The sequence below is a fragment of the Luteibacter yeojuensis genome (assembly GCF_011742875.1).
GTDB lineage: Bacteria > Pseudomonadota > Gammaproteobacteria > Xanthomonadales > Rhodanobacteraceae > Luteibacter > Luteibacter yeojuensis.
Genome location: NZ_JAAQTL010000001.1, coordinates 944,986 through 964,497, shown reverse-complemented (window position 1 = coordinate 964,497; position 19,512 = coordinate 944,986). Strand labels below are relative to the sequence as shown.

Below are 19,512 nucleotides of genomic sequence, written 5' to 3'. Positions count from 1 at the left end.
GTGGATGACATGAGTATCGTGACCGCGGTTTTCGATGGCAACGACGCTCTTTCCTGGATGCCCTGGGACGGCACGACGATCCGATTCAAGGACGACGCGTTCGCGTGGATCGACGTGATCGACGCCCGCGGAGAGGAGATCGAAGCGCTTCGCCAGGTCTTCGGGCTCCACGATCTGGCCCTCGAGGATTCGATGGGGAACGCGCAGGTCGCCAAGGTCGACCTGTACGCGGATCACGTCTTCATCCTCGCGAAGGTGGCCGAACTCGGCCCGGAGGCCATCCAGTACACGGACGTCGGCATCTTCCTGATCTCCGGGCGCGCGATCACGATCTGCAGAACGGAGACGTTCTTCGGCCACAGCCTGAGGCAGAGCGTGCACAGCATCGCCCGGCGCGACGTCGATGGACCGGAATACGTGGTCCACGGCGTGCTCGACCTGATCGTGGACAGGTATTTCCCGGTCGTGCAGATGATCACCGACGAAGTGCTTCTCATCGAAAAGCGCCTGCTGGATGCGTCGCTCGGCAGGGACGAGATCGCGCGCATCTTCCATCTCAGGCGCGAGGCCATCCATTTCCAGCACACGATCACGCGCATGATCGAGGTCTGCAACAAGCTGGCGACGCTCAGCATCCCCTGCGTGTCGAGCGACGCGAGGCCGTACTTTCGCGACGTGCTCGACAAGCTGTTGCGCATCGAGGCGATGACGACGGGCCTCATCGACGTCATCCGTACCTCCCTGGAAGCCAGCAGCCTGCTCGAACAGCAGCGACAGTCGGCGATAACCCGGCAGCTCGCGGCGTGGGCCGGGATCCTCGGCGTCCCGACCGCGATCGCGGGCATCTACGGGATGAACTTCATCAACATGCCCGAGACGCACACCCGTTGGGGCTACTTCGCCGCGCTGGGCCTGATGTGGTCGATCTGTGCACTCCTCTACTGGCGTTTTCGGCGCCTCGGCTGGCTTCAGCCGTTGCAACGGCGCAACACCCGACCCTTAGGAAACATCCCATGATCCATGCCCATCGTCATCGCATACCGATGGCCGCGAGCGGCGCAGCCTTCGTTCTTCTTCTCGGCGCGTGCAGCCACGCGGGCGCACCCGCCGCCGCGCAGGTCCCCTCCGTGGACGTCGCCGAGGTCGTCAACAGGCAGGTAGCCGAGCGGCAGGTCTACTCGGGGCGCTTGCAGGCCGTGGACCGCGTCGACATCCGGGCCCAGGTTCCCGGGAAGATCACCAAGGTCTACTTCCGGGACGGGCAGCGGGTGAAGAAGGGCGATCCTCTCTTCCTCATCGACCCCCGTCCGTACCAGGCGGCCGCGGACCGCGCCGCGGCGCAGCTCGCCGCCGCGCGCGCGCGGGCTACGTTCGCGAGCGCCGACTATGTGCGCGCGCAGAAACTGCTCGCCGGCAACGCGATTTCCCGGCGCGATTTCGACGATCGCTTCAATGCGTCCCTGTCCGCTACGGCCGATGTGAAGGCCGCCGAGGCGGCACTGGAACAGGCGAAGGTCGACCTCGGTTACACGACGATCGACGCTCCCGTGGACGGCAAGGTGTCCCGCGCGGAACGCACGGTGGGGAACATCGTGGCGGCCGGCTACAGTTCGCCCTCGCTGACGACGCTGGTCTCGATCTCGCCGATCTACGCCGACTTCGACGTCGACGAACGGACTTATCTCCAGTTCCTGGACACCGCGGGCCAGCGCGAGGTGGAGGTGCGCCTCGGCCTGGCCAACGAGACCGGCGTCACCCGGCTGGGAAAGATCGCTTCGGTCGACAACCAGCTGGAAAACACCACGGGCACGATCAGGGTCCGCGCCTCGTTCGAGAACACGGACGGCGCCCTCGTGCCGGGGCTCTTCGCGCGCGTCTCGGTGGGCGCGGCACCGCCGCATCCCGCGGTGCTCGTGGACGACCGGGCGATCTCGACCGACCAGGCGAAGAAGTACGTGCTCGTGGTCGACGGAAACAAGACCGCGCAATACAGGGAAGTCTTCCTCGGCAGCCTCGTCGACGGGCTTCGCGTGATCAGCTCCGGCCTGAAACCGGGCGAACGGATCATCGTCGATGGCATTCAGCGCGTGCATCCCGGCGAGCAGGTCCAGGTGAAGGTGGTGCCGATGGCGGGCGAGAACGACCCCGTCGCTACCCGGTAAATCACCCTCATAACGAGACGCCATGAACATCTCCCGCTTTTTCATCGACCGACCCATCTTCGCGGGCGTCCTCTCGACCCTGATCCTGCTGGCGGGCGTCATCGCGATATTCCAGCTGCCCATTTCCGAGTACCCCGAGGTCGTTCCGCCCTCGGTGGTCGTCTATGCCTCCTATCCGGGTGCCAACCCCAAGGTGCTCGCCGATACCGTCGCCGCGCCCCTCGAGGAACAGATCAACGGCGTCGAAGGCATGCTCTACATGCAGTCCCAGGCGAGCGCCGACGGCAACATCGCACTGACGGTCACCTTCCGCCTCGGAACCGACCCGGACAAGAACCAGCAGCTGGTGCAGAATCGTGTGGCGCAGGCCTTGCCGCGCCTCCCGCCCGACGTGCAGCTGCTGGGCGTCACGACGATCAAGTCGTCGCCGACCCTGACGCTCGCCGTGCACCTGATATCGCCGGATAACCGTTACGACCAGACGTACCTGCGCAATTACGCCCTCATCAACGTCAAGGAACGACTGGAACGAATCACCGGCGTCGGCCAGGTCGTCATCAAGGGAGCCGGCGATTACGCCATGCGCGTCTGGCTGGATCCGCAGAAGCTCGCCGAGCGCAACCTCACGGCCTCGGACGTCGTGAGCGCCATACGCGAGCAAAACGTCCAGGTGGCGGCCGGTCTCATCGGCGGGTCGCCGATGTCGGGAAAGGTGCCCCTGCAGCTCAGTATCAATGCCAAGGGGCGGCTGCAGACCGAGGATGAATTCCGCGACATCGTCCTGAAGAGCGAGCATGGTGCGCTCATCCACCTGCGCGACGTGGCCCGCGTGGAACTCGGTCCCGCCGAATTCGGATCGGGCGCCCTGCTGGACAACAAGGAGGCCGCCGCGCTGTGGATCTTCCAGCTGCCCGGCGCGAACTCCCTGCACGTATCGCACGACGTTCGCGAGGCCATGAAAGACCTGAAGGCGGACATGCCGCCCGGCGTCGAGTACAGCATCATCTACGACCCGACGACCTTCGTCCGTTCCAGCATCGAGGCGGTGATCCATACCCTCATCGAAGCGGTCGCACTCGTCGTCCTCGTCGTGATCCTGTTCCTGCAGACCTGGCGAGCCTCGCTGATTCCGCTGCTGGCGGTGCCGGTATCCATCGTGGGCACGTTCTCGCTGCTGTTGCTGCTCGGCTATTCGATCAACACGCTGTCGCTGTTCGGCATGGTGCTGGCCATCGGCATCGTGGTCGACGACGCCATCGTGGTCGTGGAGAACGTCGAGCGGAACATCGAGTCCGGCCTTCCCGCGCGCGACGCGACATACCAGGCGATGCAGGAGGTCAGCGGTCCCATCGTGGCCATCGCGTTGACCCTGGTCGCCGTCTTCGTCCCGCTGGCCTTCATGTCGGGCCTCACGGGGCAGTTCTATAAGCAGTTCGCGATGACCATCGCCATCTCCACGGTGATCTCCGCGTTCAACTCGCTCACGCTTTCCCCGGCGCTCGCGGCGCTGCTGCTGAAAGGGCGGGAGGAGAAGAAGGACGCCCTCACCCGGGTCATGGATCGTGTGCTTGGCCGCTTCTTCGGTTCCTTCAACCGGATGTTCCGGCGCGGCTCCGACCATTACGGGTCGGGAGTCACCCGCGTCATCCGGCACAAGGGCCTCATGGTGGCGGTCTATCTCGTCCTCCTGGGCTTCGCGGCGTTCATGGGGCACACCGTCCCGGGAGGCTTCATCCCGTTGCAGGACAAGGAATACATCGTCGCGGTGGCACAATTGCCCAATGGCGCGTCGCTCGATCGCACGGTCGCCATCACCCGCGAGATGGGCAAGATCGGGCTGGCCCAGCCGGGCGTGGAACATGCCGTGCAGCACCCCGGGCTCTCAGTGAACGGCTTCGTGAACTCGTCCAGCGCCGTGGTGATGTTCCTGAAGCTCAAGCCGTTCGCGGAGCGCCACGGCGAGGCCGAGTCGGCCACCGCCATCGTGGCGGCGCTGAACCAGAAGTACGCCGCCATCAAGGGGGCTTACATCGCCGTGTTCCCGCCGCCTCCCGTGCTCGGCCTCGGTACCCTCGGCGGCTTCAAGTTCCAGATCGAGGATCGCGGCGCCAAGGGATACACCGCGCTCAACGACGTCACCAGGGCGTTCCTGGCGAAGGCGGCCAGGACCCCCGAACTGGGCCCGGCGTTCAGCAACTACCAGATCGACGTGCCGCAGCTCAACGTGGACCTGGACCGCGATAACGCGAAACAGCTCGGCGTGTCGGTTACCGACGTGTTCAACACCATGCAGGTGTTCCTGGGCTCGCAGTACGTCAACGACTTCAACCGCTTCGGCCGTGTATTCCAGGTCCGCGTGCAGGCGGATGCGCCATTCCGCGCGCATCCGACGGACATCGGACTGCTGAAGACGCGTAACGCGGCCGGGGAGATGATCCCGCTGGGCTCGCTGGTGAAGGTATCCCGGACGTTCGGTCCGGAATCGGTCGTGCGGTACAACGGCTACCTGGCCGCCGACGTCAACGGGGGACCGGCTCCCGGCTATTCTTCCGGCGAAGCCCAGGCAGCGGTGGAGCGGGTGGCCGCCGAGACATTGCCACGCGGCTTCCGCCTCGAATGGACGGACCTCACCTACCAGCAGATCATCGCCGGCAACGCGTCGTTCGTGATCTTCCCGCTGAGCCTGTTGCTCGTCTATCTGGCGCTCGCGGCCCTCTACGAGAGCCTGACCCTGCCGCTGGCCGTGATCCTGATCGCGCCGATGAGCCTCCTCTGCGCCTTGCTCGGCGTGTGGCTGGATAACGGTGACAACAACATCTTTACCCAGGTGGGACTCATGGTCCTGGTAGGCCTGGCTTCCAAGAACGCGATCCTCATCGTGGAATTCGCGCGCGAACTCGAGATCCAGGGCCGGTCCATCGTGGACGCCGCGATCGAAGCGAGTCGCCTGCGTCTGCGTCCGATCCTGATGACGTCCATCGCCTTCATCATGGGCGTGGTCCCGCTGGTGTTTTCCCATGGCGCAGGCTCGGAGACACGCCATGCCATGGGTGTCGCCGTGTTCTTCGGCATGCTGGGCGTGACCTTGTTCGGCCTGTTGCTGACGCCGGTGTTCTACGTGCTCCTTCGTCGCCTGGCCGGCGGGCACCAGCTGGAGGACAAGCACGGAAGAAACGGGCGCGTCATCGGCATCGAAGACGCCATGCCGGGGAGGACCGCCTGATGCGTCCGTCATCGACTCTCATCGCCGTCATGATCGCGACGGGCCTGGGCGGCTGCTCGTTGGCCCCGAAGTACACGGTGCCGGAGGTGAACGCGCCGGCAGCCTACAAGGAAGCACTCAAGGACGATGCGACCGGACACTGGCAACCGGCGTTGCCATCCGAAGCGGCGGCACGCGGCGAATGGTGGAAAGTATTCGGCGACGCGGTGCTCGATCGCCTGGAAGCCGAGGCCTTGGCCGGCAACCTCGATCTCGCCGCCGCCGCAGCCCGGGTCAAGGAGGCCCGCGCGGTAGAGCGCCGTACGAACGCGGATCGCTTCCCCGGCATTTCCGCCGGCGTCGGCCCGACGCGGCAGCAGAATGCGCCCGAATCCCTCGGCGTACCCCGTAACGGCATGCGCCCGGAGGCGCAGACCGTATGGCGTGCGCAGGCAAACGCCTCTTACGAAGCCGACCTCTTCGGCCGCGTGGCCTCGAGCGTCCATGCCGCGCACGCGGACACGCAGCAGACCGAAGCATTGTTCCGTTCGGTGCAGCTCGTCCTGCAGGCCGAGGTGGCGCTCGACTACTTCCGCTTGCGCGAGCTGGATGCGGAACTCGAGGTCTATGGCCGGGCGATCCAACTGAGAAGCGAGACCGCCGACTTCGTCAGGCACAGGAGCGAAGCCGGCGAAGTGACGGATCTCGAAGTCGCGCAGAGCGAGGCCGAGCTCGCTTCGGCACGTTCGGACGCCATGACCGTCCAGCGGGCGCGCGCCGATGCGGAGCACGCGCTTGCGGTCCTGCTGGGCAAGGCGCCCGCGGGCTTCAGCCTCGCCGCCTCGCCGCTGAAGCCGGTGGTCCTGCGCATTCCCGCCGGACTTCCTTCCGCCCTGCTGGAACGGCGCCCGGACGTATCCGCGGCGGAGCGTGCCATGGCAGCCGCGAATGCGCGCATCGGTGTCGCAAGGGCCGCGTACTTCCCTTCGATCAACCTGACGGGTACCGGCGGTTACGAAGCCGAAAGCCTTTCGAACGTGTTCAAGTGGTCCAGCCGGACATTCCTGCTGGGGCCGCTGGTGGGTACGGCGGTCAACCTCCCGCTCTTCGACGGTGGCGTACGCAAAGGCAACCTGGAAGGCGCGAAGGCTCGCTACGAGGAGAGCGTGGCCGACTATCGCGGCCGTGTGTTACTGGCCTTCCGCGAGGTGGAGGACAGCCTGTCCGCCCTGCGCATCCTGGCAACGCAGACCACGGTGCAGGGCGATGCCGTGAGCGCGGCCTCGCGCGCCTTCGATCTGTCGAAAGTGCAATATGAGGACGGCTCCGTTGCCTATCTCAACGTCCTGGACTCGGAGCGCGTCGTGCTTGGCACGCGTCTCGGCGACATCCGGTTGCGGGGAGAGCAGGCCAGCGCGACGGTGAACCTGATCCGGGCGCTGGGAGGAGGGTGGGGCGATACCCCATCGCCCGTCGCCCTTGCCAGACCCTGAGCCACCGATGTCTCTCCACCCCCTTGCCGAGCCGAGGTCATGACCATGCCAGCCACTACGTTGGGCGCCATGCTGCACATCACGGAGACCTGCGCGAAAGCCGACTGCATGAAGGCGCTGGAGCGGGACGCCCATCTCCATGGGCCGTGCGGCGAACGCGATCTGCGCCAGGTGCAGGAGTTCTTCGACACGGTCCGCACGGAGTTCACGATGCGCATTCTCGCCGGCGCGGAGGTGATACCCGTGCGGTTGGGAGCGGGTCACAACAACACCGTGGCGCTGATCCTGCAGACCTTCCGCTGGACGTCCGACTACGACATCCGCAATCCGACGCATCCGTACCACGCCGCCTGGCGGGTATTCGATACATGGTGCGTGGACAACGAACTGGCTCCGGTCTTGCGCAAGTTCCACGACGAGCGTGGGAAGGAGCACTGGTACGAGTTGAGCGTGCGTTCGGCGATCAACGCGGCCGAGGCGTAAAAGCGGCACGGTACATCCGGGAAACGCGTTCTTGGTTCTTATCAACGGCGGGCCCGCAGGCGCAGCATATCGATCACCGCGCCGATGCGGGTCTCGCTGCCATGCCCGAAGCCGACTGGCTAAGCCAACTCCTCCATATGATCACAGTCACCGGGCAGCTGGAGGTCCGGTGCGTCTACGGTGCGCCGTGGCGTGTCGACCGCACGCGCGCCGCACCGCATGAGATTCCCTACCACGCCGTGCTGAGGGGCAGGGCTGTCATCGAGGACCTGGAAGCCGGCGTGTCCAGGGAGTTGCTGGCGGGAGATATCGTGCTTTTGCCCCACGGTTCCGCTTATGTGCTGCACGACGGCAGCGGCCATGCGCCGGCGGAAGTCCATGAAAGACGGGGCCCCGGGGGATGGACGCTCAAGGAAAACGGCGGTCCGGGCGAACCCCTGGACATGCTGTGCGGGCGCTTCTTCATCGAGCCGCCACACAATCAGCTGATCCGCGATTATTTGCCCACGGCGCTCGTGGTGCGCGCCATGGGGCAGGAGGGGGCCGGATCGGCCGCCAGTCACCTGGCCAGCCTCCTCGAACTGATGCGCCTGGAGTCCACGGGCGACAAACTCGGTGGGCATGCGATCCTCAACGCGCTCACCGCGGCATTGTTCACGCTCTCCCTTCGCGCGGCGAGCGAATCCGACGAGGCTCCCACAGGCCTGCTGGCCCTCGCAGGCCATCCACGACTCGCTCCCGCGGTAGCGGCGATGTTCGCCGAGCCGGCACGGCCGTGGAGCCTGCCCGACCTGGCCGAGCTGTGCAGCATGTCGCGGGCCACCTTCATGCGGCACTTCCAGGACATGCTCGGGCGCTCCGCCATCGACCTGCTCGCCGATATCCGCATGAGCCTGGCCGCGAATGAACTGAAGAAACCGGCGACGACGACCGAGTCCGTGGCGGAAACGGTCGGCTATCGATCCGTGGCCGCGTTCCGGCGTGCGTTCACCGGCAAGATGGGAATGACACCGGGAAACTGGCGTCGTCTGGCCCGCGACATCGAAGCCCTGGCTTGATCCTCCGCGGCATTCGATTGAGCCGTGGAGTGAGTCGATCGCCGCCACGATGGCCGTGTGCGAGTTGCTCGGAATTTTCTCATGTCGCTTCCGGGAAGAGTGCCCGTTTCGGGCACGTCTCCTGAGCGGCCCGCAACCTGCCGCACGGCCCTGTGACGCCGTATCTCTGGATTCTTCGCACGACATCAGGTCGAACCGGATGGGGCGTGACCAATCCTTCACGCGAGCGACGAATACGCTTTCGCGCATGAAGAATCTTCATCTGTTCCTCGACGGGTTGAAGCATCGTCCGTGGGCGGTCGCGCTGCTTTGGACGATCCCCGCCGCGATGCTTCCCCCCATCCCGATCGACGAGACCCGGTACCTTTCCATCGCGTGGGAAATGCGCCGGACCGGCAACGCCATCGGTCTGACGTTGAACGACTTGCCGTATATGGACAAGTCGCCGTTGCTGTTCTGGCTCGTCAATGCCGCATGGTCGCTTTTTGGAGTATCGACGCTGGCCGCGCGCCTGGTATGCGTGGCTTTCGCCGCGGGCGCCGTGGCCGCGACGTCGCGAATCGCCGGGGTGCTGGGGCATCGCGATCCCGCATCCGCAGGCTGGCTGATGCTTCCGTTCGTCGTCTTCGGCGCGTTTTCCCCCGTGGTCATGTTCGACGTTCCATTGCTTTGCTTCGTGGCACTGGGGCTCCTCGGCCTCGTGCAATGGCTGCATGACCGGCGCTGGCCAAGGTACGCGTTCTTCCTCGTCGTCGTCGCATTCGGCCTCCTGGCGAAAGGCCCGGTGTATCTTCTGCATATGGCCGGCCCCATCCTGCTCATGCGCTGGTGGCATGGCCGTCCCCTTGGTCACGCGGGACGGATGACCAAGGGCCTGTTGGTGGGACTCGTGATCGCGGCGCTGCCCCTGGCGGTCTGGGCGGCGGTGAGCGCTTCGCGTTTCCACGGCACATCGATCGCAGACACCTTGATACATCAATCGGTAGGCCGAGTGGCCGAAAGCTTCGATCACAGGCGCGGTTGGTATTGGTACATTCCCTTGCTGCTGCCATTTCTCCTGCCGTGGTCGCTCTTGCTGAGATGGCGCCAGGCGGCAGCCGCTTTTCACGGCGTGTCGAAGAACAAGGTGGCCCGGCTCGGCGTGGCCGCATCGCTACCGGCGCTCGCAGGCTTTTCGCTGGTCAGCGGGAAACAGGTCCACTACCTCATTCCGCTGCTTCCGGGCGTCGCGCTCCTGTTGTCGGCCATGCACGAAAGAGTACCCGCGATCTTCGCGCTCGGCCGTGTGCGCCTGCTTCTGTTGCTGGCCGCCGTGGCCTGGGCGTGGCTCGCCGCCTCCGCCGTCATCGGCCTGCAGGGGAACGCCTCGTGGTATATCGCGGCCATCACCTCTGCCACGCTGCTCCTGGCCGGTGCCTCGCTCACGATGTGGAAGGCGGCTCCCGAGCGCGAGCGCCTCATGCGCGCCTCGTGCGCGGCGCTACTCTCGCTGGTATCGATCGTGCTGCTTCTCGGGACCCATTTGAAGGCCCGCATGGACCCGCAGCGACTGGCGACGGTCGTCGCGGCACTCCAGCGCGACGGCGTCGCGGTCGCCGTGACGAGCGGCGAGCCCGGTCTTGTCAATTACCTGGCGAGATTGCAGAAGCCCTTGCCCGTGATCGGCGAAAAGGCAGCCTGGATCGAATCCAATCCGCAAGGCTACGCACTTGTCCATGCCAGCCACGGTCGGCTCCATCCGCTAGTGAATGCCGCGCTCGTACTGACCGACGGTTGGGCCGGCCTGGTACCGGCAGCCGACCTCGAACAGGTCCAGCCTAGCCGTCGTTCTCCGTAAAGGCGGAAACCGTGAAGGATTCGTCGCCTTCATCCACGGTTAGCCGGATCGTGATCGGGCGGCAGCACACCTGGCAATCCTCAATATAAGTCTGGCTCCCTGCGGAGACATCCACGACCACCTCGATGATCTCGCCGCAGTAGGGACATGCGATGTCGGTAAACTCATTCACGGGTGCGACCTGCAAGGTGGAATAGCCACGTGGCGAGCAGGCTGTTTATCACAAATACGAATGGGAAGTACGCCGTGTTGTTGATGGGATCGAGCCAGGTCGCGCCGCCGTAGGTGCTGGTCATCCTCGCGAGCAGTCGTAGCGCATTCAGCGCAAATGCAAACGAGGCCAACCGTGCCCACATACCTTTATCGCGCATCGTCGCGTAGAAGAAAGCGATGGAACATCCCATATACGAGAGCATCAGCGGGAAGTAGAGACCACGCGCGAAGCCGCTCCACAATACATACTGGGCGAGGATCGCTGGATTGGAGCCGGCGCCCCCGGATGCTTCCAGCGCCGTCGCCCATTGGCGTCCAACGACGAAGTAATCGACGCTTCTGTGCAATATCTCGAACCCGACGAAACCAAGCATGCCGGTAAACCCGATGATCGCCACCACGGGTAGCCGGCCCGCGTAACGCACGGCAATGACCGTGTAAGGCACGACCAGCAGGATGATCGACAGCAGGACGAGCAGGGCGCGCACGCGGTCGATCGTCAGCAGGTAAACCAGGAGCTCCTGCTCCGGTCCCTGAGCCTCGGGGATCCAGAAGCGAGAACCCAGCTCCTGGAATGTCTGCACGGCCACAAAGAAAAGTATGCAGTAGGCGGAGAGGCGGTAGTGCCGGCTTTCGAGGGCGTCAGTCATGTCGGCCTTGGTCGGGCAGGTCTGTGGCGGGCAGTCTATCGCTTGCAAAAGGTGGCGGGTTGGGAACAAGCGAGGTCCGGTAATTGCCCTGCAGCACCAGCGATACCTCGCCCAGGCCGCCGTCGTGCGCGGTGCTCCAGGCGGCGATGGCGATGGTGTTGTTTCCGTGCGGGTTCAGCAGCCCGGAAGGCAGCTCGAAATCGGTCTGCGGTCCGACGTCGCTGATATACCGACCGATCTGCCAGCCGTTGATGAAGACGATGGCGCGGTAGTGATGGGACGCCAGATCGTGGATGCGCAAGGCGATCGGTACGTCCTGTCCGGCAGGCAGGTCGAGACGGAAGGTGGTGCGGTACCAGTCGACGCCAGGCTTGTCGGTGGCATGCGGCAAGGTGGTGGTTTCCCACTTCGCATCGGCGAAGCCGGGCATCTGCCAGCCCATGCGTTCTCCGTACAGGCCACCCGCGTTGAACGGGCCCCGCATGGGGTCGGGCAGGTTTTCCCCTCCGAGGTTTCCCTGGATCTTCCACTGGATGTCGGTGGCGGCGTTGGCAAAGGTGGCCGACAGGAGGCCGCGCGGCTCGCGGAAAGCACCGTTGTGCTCCTCCTGGAGATGGCCGTGGTTGTCCACCAGCACCGCGGTGACGTTGTCGCCGCCTTTCTTCAACCAGGCCGGGTCGATGGCGAACTGTTGCGCGCCGCTGGGGTTGTTGCCGAGGAAATGGCCGTTGAGCCACGCGGTGAAGATGCCGTGGTTACCCAGATGCACCCCCATGTTGGCGGACAGGCGGATGCCGATCTCCTTGCCGGTCGCCCGGAAATGTCCGCGATACCACACATTGCCGTGGTGGAAGCCGTAGGCATCGCTGTCGAGGATCGGCAGCCGATGGTTCCAGTACGGATTAGGCGAGCTGGTGCGGTCGGTGGTGAGCCAGCCGCTGTCGTCGAATGTGGGTGCGATCTCCGGCGCACCATCGCTCACTCGCCAGTTCTCGAGGCGGGGAAGCGATACGGGCGCCGGTCCATCGACATGGGCAAGCAGGCTGGCAGACGCCGTCGTAACGGTGTCGACCGGCACACCGTTCCAGGAGACGTGCCGCGTGTCGGGAAGGCCGAACAACTCCACCTCGCCCGCCTGGTCGGTATCGCCGGTGAGCGCGATGGTGTCGCCCGAGCGAACGGCACCGCGTACAAGGTAGGGACCGCGAACCAGCACCGGGCCATCCACCGTGTCCAGCTGCCAGAACCGGATGGCGGCCTCGTTGTCGCCGACCAACAGGAGCAATGAGGTATCGCCCTGATCGATGGCCACTCGTGCCAGGCCGTCGTGGCGGTAATTGAGCCGCAGCGAATGCGTGGCAGCATCCCAGTGTGTCGTCACCTTGCCTTGGAGGACCCGTGTCTTCGGTTCGGACGGATAACGCAGGACGGTCTCGCCGTCTTCGCCGTGACGGCCATAAAAAACAGCCAGGTCGCGTGTACCCAGCCGCAGCTGGGTCAGCAGCTCCGACGTGGAATAGGCGAGGCTTTGCTTTCCAAAGCGATAATCGGCCAGCAAGACCTTGGCATCGCGTCCGGCGATATGGATCGTGGTACCGGGTTGCTCCGGAATCGTGGTTTCGCCCCTATCGTTCAACACGATCTTGAGGTGCGTGGCATCGTCGCTCGTATCCTGGGCCTCCGCATGACGCAGGAAGTAGAAGCGCGTGCCGTCGTCCGGATTGATCCGCGCGGTGACCTGAAGGCGCCGGTTGTCCGGCACCGAGGTACCGATTGCATCCGTCCGGGCCAGCGGTGCCACCGCACGCGTCATGTAGCCGATGAGCTTCTGCTGGTCGTACTTGGGCGTGAGCTGGCGGCTGGCCGTGATAGCGGCACCGTAGTCGTACGACGTATACACGCCCGGCGACGACAACCAGCCCCAGTTGATGCCTCCGTAGGTCATGTAGAAGTTCTGCATCGTCGATCCGGCCGCCATGACCGACTCGTAGAACACGCGCTCGAAGGCCGGCCCGGTGAGCGCGCGGCAGGCCGCGTAACCCGGGCCGCCCCAGACGTCGAACGCGCCACCCTGGTATTCCGGAAAGAACAGCGGCGTGCGCGTGAGTTCCCGACGCTCGGCGCTGAAGTCGTAGATGGCGTTCCAGCGTTCCGGACGCGTGCAGTCGAAATCGAGCGGATAGGAATCGTGGCCCGGGATATCGGTCGCGCCCAGCCCCTGGACGAAATTGCCGTTATGGTTGCCCGTGAGCGGCACGGTGATGCCGTCCGCGCGTGCCTTGTCCTCGAGATCCTGCATGTAGCGGCGGGTGTCGGCCGACTCGTCGTAGAGTTCGTTCTCGACCTGGTAGAGCAGAACGGTGCCGCGGCCGTCGGTGACCTGATGACGCGCGATGATCCGGTCGATCTGCGTCATCCATTCACGGTATGCCGCGGTGTATTCGGGCGAGGTGGAGCGCGGCTTGCCCGCCGTGGTCACCAGCCATCCGGGAAAGCCGCCCGCATCGGTTTCCGCATTGATGTATGGGCCCGGGCGCGCGATGACATAGATGCCGACGTCGCGCGCCATGTCGAGCAGGCGATCCACGTCGCGGATGCCGGAGAAGTCGTAGACGCCCCGTCGAGGCGAGTGGTAGCCCCAGTCGAAGTAGATCTCCACGGCGTTGAAGCCGGCGGCCTTCATCTTCTGCAATACGTCGAGCCAGAGGTCGGGGGACGGCAGCCGCCAGTAATGGAACGAGCCCGACCAGAGGTACATGGGCTTCCCGTCGACGATGAGCGAGTAACGGTCATACGTGACGGTATGCGCGGGCGCCGCCATGGCGCTCGATGCGCCCCATAGCGCCAGCGCGACGCCGGCCCAGCGAAACGAGATCATACCCACCCTCCGATCGACGACAGCGCGCCCTGCGGCGTCGCGGAAAGGATGGGTGAGATTGGGTATTTATGCAACTTTGGGTAATTCGTCTCCGAGCCGGGAACGCGCGCCGCGCGCTCGCTTATGTCCGGCGTTCGGGCTCGGGGATGTACAGCGTGCACAAGGCGGCGACGAGCAGGCCGGCTCCGCCCAGGCCGAGCGCCCAGATAGGCTGGTTGCGAAAGCAAAGTCGCAGCAGCAGGCCCAGGACGCTGGCGGCGAGCACCTGCGGAATCACGATGAAGAAGTTGAAGATGCCCATGTAGACGCCCATCTTCGCGGTCGGCACGCTGTCGGAGAGCAACGCGTAAGGCAGCGAGAGGATCGAGGCCCAGGCGAAGCCGACACCGGCCATCGACGCGAGCAGCCAGTGCGGATCGCGGATAAAGAGGAAAGAGAGCAGTCCCGCTCCGCCAAGGCACAGATTCGTCACGTGACTGATCCGCAGGCCCCATCGCCGCACCATGAGGGGGATGACCGCCGCGGCCAGCGCTCCGAATCCGTTGTACGCGGCGAACAGCACGCCGACCCAGTTGGCTCCCTCGTTATAGGCGGAGGAGGCGGTATCGGTGGTGGCGTAAATCGTCTGGGTCACGCCCGCGGTGGTGTAGATCCACATCGCAAACAGCGAGAACCACGAGAACAACTGGACCCCGGCCAGCCGGCGCATCGAGCCGGGCATGCCGTAGAGGTCTCCCATCACCTCGCGCAGCATGCCGCGGCTGCGGGTGCGCCCGAGCCAGGTAAGCAGGAGACCGAACGCGATCAGCCCCGCGGCCAGCAGGTAGACCTCCTTTTCCAGTCCGAAATACCCGATCGCGAACAGTATCGCGATGCCGGCCGAGAGCAGCAGCAGGCCCGGCCGTCCGGCACGCGATACGTCCACCGAGGGCCCTTCGGGCACGTGATCGGTAAACGACCGCAGTTGGGCGGGCGTGTATTCGCGCGTGACCAGGATGGTCCAGAGCACCGCGCCCAGCAGTACCGCGCCGCCACCGTAGAACGCGTACTTCACCGTATCGGGGATGCCTCCGTCCGCAGCCACGTTCGCGACCCCGAACCGGGCCAGGACCCAGGGCAGGATGGAGGCGACCACGGCACCGGCGCCAATGAAGAAACTCTGCATCGCGTAGCCGATGGGGCGCTGGCGCGTGGGCAGTTGATCGCCGACCAGCGCGCGGAACGGTTCCATCGAGACGTTGATCGACGCATCCAGGATCCAGAGCAGACCCGCCGCCATCCACAGCGCAGGCGCGTTCGGCATCCACAGGAGGGCGACAGAGGCAAACACCGCTCCGGCCAGGAAGTAGGGCCGGCGCCGGCCGAGGCGATTCCAGGTGCGGTCGGAATAGTGGCCGACGATCGGTTGGACGATCAGCCCCGTGAGCGGTGCGGCGATCCAAAGGGCGGGGATGTCGTTAACGCTCGCGCCGAGGGTCTGGAAGATCCGGCTGACGTTCGCGTTCTGCAACGCGAGGCCGAATTGCAGGCCGACGAAGCCGAAGCACATGTTCCATATCTGCCAGAACGACAGTGACGATTTTTCGGTCTTCCGCGCCTGGTCGCGCGCATGGATGGCGTGCCGCGAGGCGACCTCGGTCGGCGACGGGCTCAGCATGCGCGGAGCCGGCCCGCACTGTGGTTGATCCGGATCATGGGTGACCTCCTCCAGCAACAGTTATGTCATGGCCCGGCCCATCCCGCATGCTGCGGTCGCAGCATGGAGGCCCCCCATCGTCCTTGTAAAGGAGAGGGGACTGGCGGCATAGTCGCCCGACAGCGTGATGACAGCGGAGAATCCATGCGGGTACGCCTCGAAGACGTGGCGCGCACAGCCGGCGTATCGCCCAAGACGGTGTCGCGCGTGCTCAATGACGAGGCCAACGTGACCGACGCCACGCGTCAGCGCGTGCGTGCCGCCATGGAGGCGATGGACTATCGCCCGAATCCGTCGGCACGCAGCCTGGCGGGCAAACGCTCGTTCCTGATCGCCATGCTGTACGATAACAACGACAACCCGGCGTCGACCTACCTGGCCGAGATCCAGGATGGCGTGCTCGAGGCCTGCGACGCACATCGCTACAGCATGATGGTGCGCCCGCTGCGCATGCGCGATGCCGATTTCATCCGCCGCTTCGACGCGCTCATTTCCGACCATCATCCCGACGGTGTCGTGCTGACGCCGCCGATTACCGACTATGCGCCGCTGCTGAAACGCCTGCGCGAGCGCGACGTGCCCTACGCCAGTGTGTCGCCGCTCCGGCGCGGCAAGACGGTGGGCGTGACGATGGACGAGCAGCGCGCCGCGCGCGCGATCGTGGAGCACCTCCTTGGGCTGGGCCACAGGCGGATCGCCCATGTGCTCGGCATCGCCGATCACGGTGCCAGCCGTTGGCGACTGGCGGGCTATCGCGACGCGATGGCCGCCGCGGGCCTGCCGGAGGATCCGTCGCTGGTGGTGCAGGGCGCATTTACATTCGGCTCCGGTGTGGAGGCGGCACGGCAACTGTTTTCATTGCCCGAGCGGCCGACGGCGGTGTTTGCCGCCAATGACGACATGGCCACCGGCGTGATGTGGGCGGCGGGGGAGTACGGCTTGAAAGTGCCGCATGACCTCTCGGTCTGCGGCTTCGACGACACGCCGCTCTCGCGTCAGCTCTGGCCGGCGCTCACGACCGTCGAGCAACCCAGTCGGGAGATGGGGAAGATCGCGGCCGAACAACTGTTGAGCGTCTTGCGCGGCCACGGAACCGGGCGGCTGGTACAGGTTCCGTTCTCGCTGCAGATCCGCGGCTCCACCGCCATCGCACCCTGAAGTGACGCCGCCTACCGCGCGACAAGCGCGGCGGCGATGCTGCAAAGCAAGATTGACAGCGCTGTCATTCCTGCCACCATGCGACCCGGAGCGTGCCGCCGGTGCGCCAGCAAGGAGCTTTGTCGTGCCATTGCCGCACTCATCGAGCCGGTTCCTGCGGAGCGTTCCCGCCGCGCTTTCCTTTGCCGGAGCGCTGCTCATGGCCGTTCCGGGCATGGCTGGCGAGGCGACCGTCGTGCATCCCGGTCAATGGCCGCAAGGTCATTCGCCGCTGCCGCCCGATCCCGCGATCGAATCCCGCATCCGGGCGTTGTTGATGAAGATGTCGGTGGCGGACAAAGTCGGCCAGATGATCCAGGCCGACATCAAATCGGTCACGCCGGACGATGTGCGCGAATACCGGCTGGGGTCGGTCCTGGCGGGTGGCAACTCCAAACCGCCGGGACAACCGTTCCCCGTCGCGTCGCAATGGCAAGCCCTGTCCGATGCGTTCTACCGCGCCTCGATGGACACGTCGCAAGGAGGATTGGCCATCCCGGTGTTGTTCGGCATCGATGCCGTGCATGGTCACAACAACCTGGTCGGAAGCACGCTCTTTCCGCAGAACGCCGGGTTGGGCGCCATGCGCGATCCGTCGTTGGTGCATGAGATCGGCGAGGTCACCGCGCAGGAACTTCGCGCGAGCGGCATCGGCTGGACGTTCGCGCCGACGCTCACGGTGCCGCAGGACGTGCGCTGGGGCCGTTCGTACGAAGGTTACTCGCAGAATCCGGCGCTGGTGGCGCAATACGCCGCCGCCGTGATCGGCGGCTTGGAAGGCAAAGCCGGTACGCCCCAGTTTCTGGATGCCGGACACGTCATCGCCACGGCCAAGCACTTCGTCGGCGACGGCGGCACCCACGATGGCAAGGACCAGGGCGACGCCCGGGTCAGCGAGGCGACCTTGCGTGACGTGCACGCAGCAGGCTACCCGCCGGCGATCAAGGCTGGCGTGCAGGTGGTCATGGTCTCGTTCTCCAGTTGGAACGGGGTGAAGATGGCCGGCAACAAGTCCCTGATCACCGATGTGCTCAAGGAGCGCATGGGCTTCGACGGGATCGTATTGGGCGACTGGAACGCGCACGGACAGGTACCCGGCTGCACGAACGAGGACTGCGCCGCCGCATACAACGCCGGGCTGGACATGCTGGAAGCGCCCGATTCCTGGAAGGGGCTGTACAAGAACACCCTGGCCGAGGTGAAAGCCGGCGTCATCCCGATGAGCCGGGTGGACGATGCCGTGACGCGCATCCTGCGGGTGAAGATGCGCGCAGGCCTGTTCGAGGCGGGATTGCCCTCGGCCAACCCGTTGGCGGTCAAGTCCGCGGAGGTGGTCGGGAGTCCAGCGCATCGCGCGGTGGCCCGTCGGGCGGTCCGCGAGTCGCTGGTGCTGCTGAAGAACGACAGGGACACGCTACCGATCGATCCGCGCAAGCACATCCTGGTCGCCGGCGACGGCGCAGACAACATTTCCAAACAGAACGGCGGCTGGACACTGACCTGGCAAGGTACGGGTCTGACCAACGCGAATTTCCCGGGAGCCACGTCCATCTGGGCCGGCCTCCGCGCACAGGTGGAGGCGGCGGGCGGAAGCGCCGAGCTGTCGGTGGACGGCGACTATCAACGGAAACCCGATGCCGCCATCGTGGTGTTCGGCGAGGACCCTTACGCCGAGTTCCAGGGCGACTTGCCGAACCTGGCATACCGGCCGGGCAACGACCGCGACCTCGATCTGCTGCGCAAGCTGCGCGGGCAGGGCATACCGGTGACGGCCGTGTTCCTGACCGGGCGGCCGCTGTGGCTGAATCGCGAGATCAATGCCGCCGATGCCTTCGTGGTGGCATGGCTTCCCGGCAGCGAAGGGGAGGGCATCGCCGATGTGCTGCTGCGTTCCCGCGACGGCCGTGTCGCGCACGACTTCCACGGCAAGCTGCCCTACGCGTGGCCGGGCAGCGCCGTGCAAGGCCGGCATCCGCAGTTTCCTTACGGCTTCGGCCTTACCTACGCCGATAAGAAGCCTGGCGGAAGCTTGCCCGAAGACCCGGGAATCGTATTGAGCACGGGGCAGGCCGGCGTCTATTTCAACAAAGGCAAGCCGGCCCAGGGTTTCGCGTTGCGCCTGACCGGCGCGAACGGCGTGGCCACGAATGTCGCCGCCGTGCCGGCAGCGACGAAAGACGGCAGCCTGCAGATCGGCGCGCTCGACTACAAGGCACAGGAGGACGCGCGCGGGCTGGTCTGGTCGGGTACCGGCGCCGATGCCGCGCGTATCGAACTGGTGGCACCCGAGCCGCTCGACGTGGAGCGCGAGACGAACGGAGACGTTTTGCTCGTCGTCACGACGAGGATCGACGCGGTGCCTTCCGGGGACAGCGCGACGATCGGGGTCGGCTGCGGTACCGGTTGCAGCGGGCAGGTATCCATCGGGAGTCAGCTGTCCACGCTGCCTCGAGGGGAATGGATGCGGCTTGGCGTCCCGCTGAAATGTTTCCGCGACGCCGGCGCGAGCATGGGCAAGATCGATCGCCCGTTCGAATGGTCCGGTCGTCCCGGAACACGGATTGCGATCGCCGACGTGTCGCTCGGCACGGTGGCGGACCGGACGCTGGCGTGCCCGGCACACGGTGCCGGGCAATGAGGGGC

Annotated in this window: 13 protein-coding genes; 9 read left to right on the top strand and 4 right to left on the bottom strand. The window is 65.5% G+C overall.

Annotated elements, in window-relative coordinates:
- Positions 1-9 precede the first annotated feature (9 nt).
- The 7 genes from HBF32_RS04235 to HBF32_RS04205 all read left to right on the top strand — a co-directional run bounded on the left by HBF32_RS04235 (position 10) and on the right by HBF32_RS04205 (position 10,235).
- Positions 10-1,017 (top strand): magnesium and cobalt transport protein CorA, encoded by a 1,008-nt coding sequence (locus HBF32_RS04235; protein WP_166698371.1) that lies wholly within the window; start codon positions 10-12, stop codon positions 1,015-1,017.
- Entirely contained in the window at positions 1,014-2,162 is a 1,149-nt protein-coding gene (locus HBF32_RS04230) for an efflux RND transporter periplasmic adaptor subunit (RefSeq protein ID WP_166698370.1), read from the top strand. The genes HBF32_RS04235 and HBF32_RS04230 overlap by 4 nt, the downstream gene beginning before the upstream one ends.
- A gap of 22 nt (positions 2,163-2,184) precedes the next feature.
- A complete protein-coding gene (locus tag HBF32_RS04225) occupies positions 2,185-5,385 on the top strand; it encodes an efflux RND transporter permease subunit (protein ID WP_166698369.1) in 3,201 nt (1,066 codons plus the stop codon).
- Positions 5,385-6,857 (top strand): efflux transporter outer membrane subunit, encoded by a 1,473-nt coding sequence (locus tag HBF32_RS04220; protein WP_166698368.1) that lies wholly within the window; start codon positions 5,385-5,387, stop codon positions 6,855-6,857. The genes HBF32_RS04225 and HBF32_RS04220 overlap by 1 nt, the downstream gene beginning before the upstream one ends.
- Positions 6,858-6,902: 45 nt before the next feature.
- Entirely contained in the window at positions 6,903-7,340 is a 438-nt protein-coding gene (locus tag HBF32_RS04215) for a hypothetical protein (RefSeq protein ID WP_166698367.1), read from the top strand.
- Between the two features lie 101 nt (positions 7,341-7,441).
- Complete coding sequence (locus HBF32_RS04210; RefSeq protein WP_166698366.1) at positions 7,442-8,398, top strand: AraC family transcriptional regulator; 957 nt, start codon at positions 7,442-7,444, stop codon at positions 8,396-8,398.
- Between the two features lie 433 nt (positions 8,399-8,831).
- Positions 8,832-10,235, top strand: a complete 1,404-nt coding sequence (locus HBF32_RS04205; RefSeq protein ID WP_425482231.1) for an ArnT family glycosyltransferase — start codon at positions 8,832-8,834, stop codon at positions 10,233-10,235.
- On the opposite strand, the gene HBF32_RS04200 is transcribed toward HBF32_RS04205, so the two are convergent.
- From HBF32_RS04200 to HBF32_RS04185, 4 genes are all read right to left on the bottom strand, one after another.
- Entirely contained in the window at positions 10,216-10,407 is a 192-nt protein-coding gene (locus HBF32_RS04200) for a zinc ribbon domain-containing protein (RefSeq protein WP_166698364.1), read from the bottom strand. The genes HBF32_RS04205 and HBF32_RS04200 overlap by 20 nt on opposite strands.
- Positions 10,400-11,098 (bottom strand): hypothetical protein, encoded by a 699-nt coding sequence (locus tag HBF32_RS04195; protein WP_166698363.1) that lies wholly within the window; start codon positions 11,096-11,098, stop codon positions 10,400-10,402. The genes HBF32_RS04200 and HBF32_RS04195 overlap by 8 nt, the downstream gene beginning before the upstream one ends.
- Positions 11,091-13,976: a beta-galactosidase gene (locus HBF32_RS04190; protein ID WP_166698362.1), complete on the bottom strand. Its 2,886-nt coding sequence runs from the start codon at positions 13,974-13,976 to the stop codon at positions 11,091-11,093. The genes HBF32_RS04195 and HBF32_RS04190 overlap by 8 nt, the downstream gene beginning before the upstream one ends.
- A gap of 121 nt (positions 13,977-14,097) precedes the next feature.
- On the bottom strand, positions 14,098-15,525 hold the full coding sequence (locus tag HBF32_RS04185; RefSeq protein ID WP_240147898.1) for an MFS transporter: 1,428 nt from the start codon (positions 15,523-15,525) through the stop codon (positions 14,098-14,100).
- Between the two features lie 291 nt (positions 15,526-15,816).
- Between HBF32_RS04185 and HBF32_RS04180 the strand changes: the two genes are divergently transcribed.
- A complete protein-coding gene (locus HBF32_RS04180) occupies positions 15,817-16,830 on the top strand; it encodes a LacI family DNA-binding transcriptional regulator (protein WP_166698360.1) in 1,014 nt (337 codons plus the stop codon).
- Between the two features lie 199 nt (positions 16,831-17,029).
- Entirely contained in the window at positions 17,030-19,507 is a 2,478-nt protein-coding gene (locus tag HBF32_RS04175; RefSeq protein WP_166700424.1) for a glycoside hydrolase family 3 protein, read from the top strand.
- The last annotated feature ends 5 nt before the right edge of the window (positions 19,508-19,512 follow it).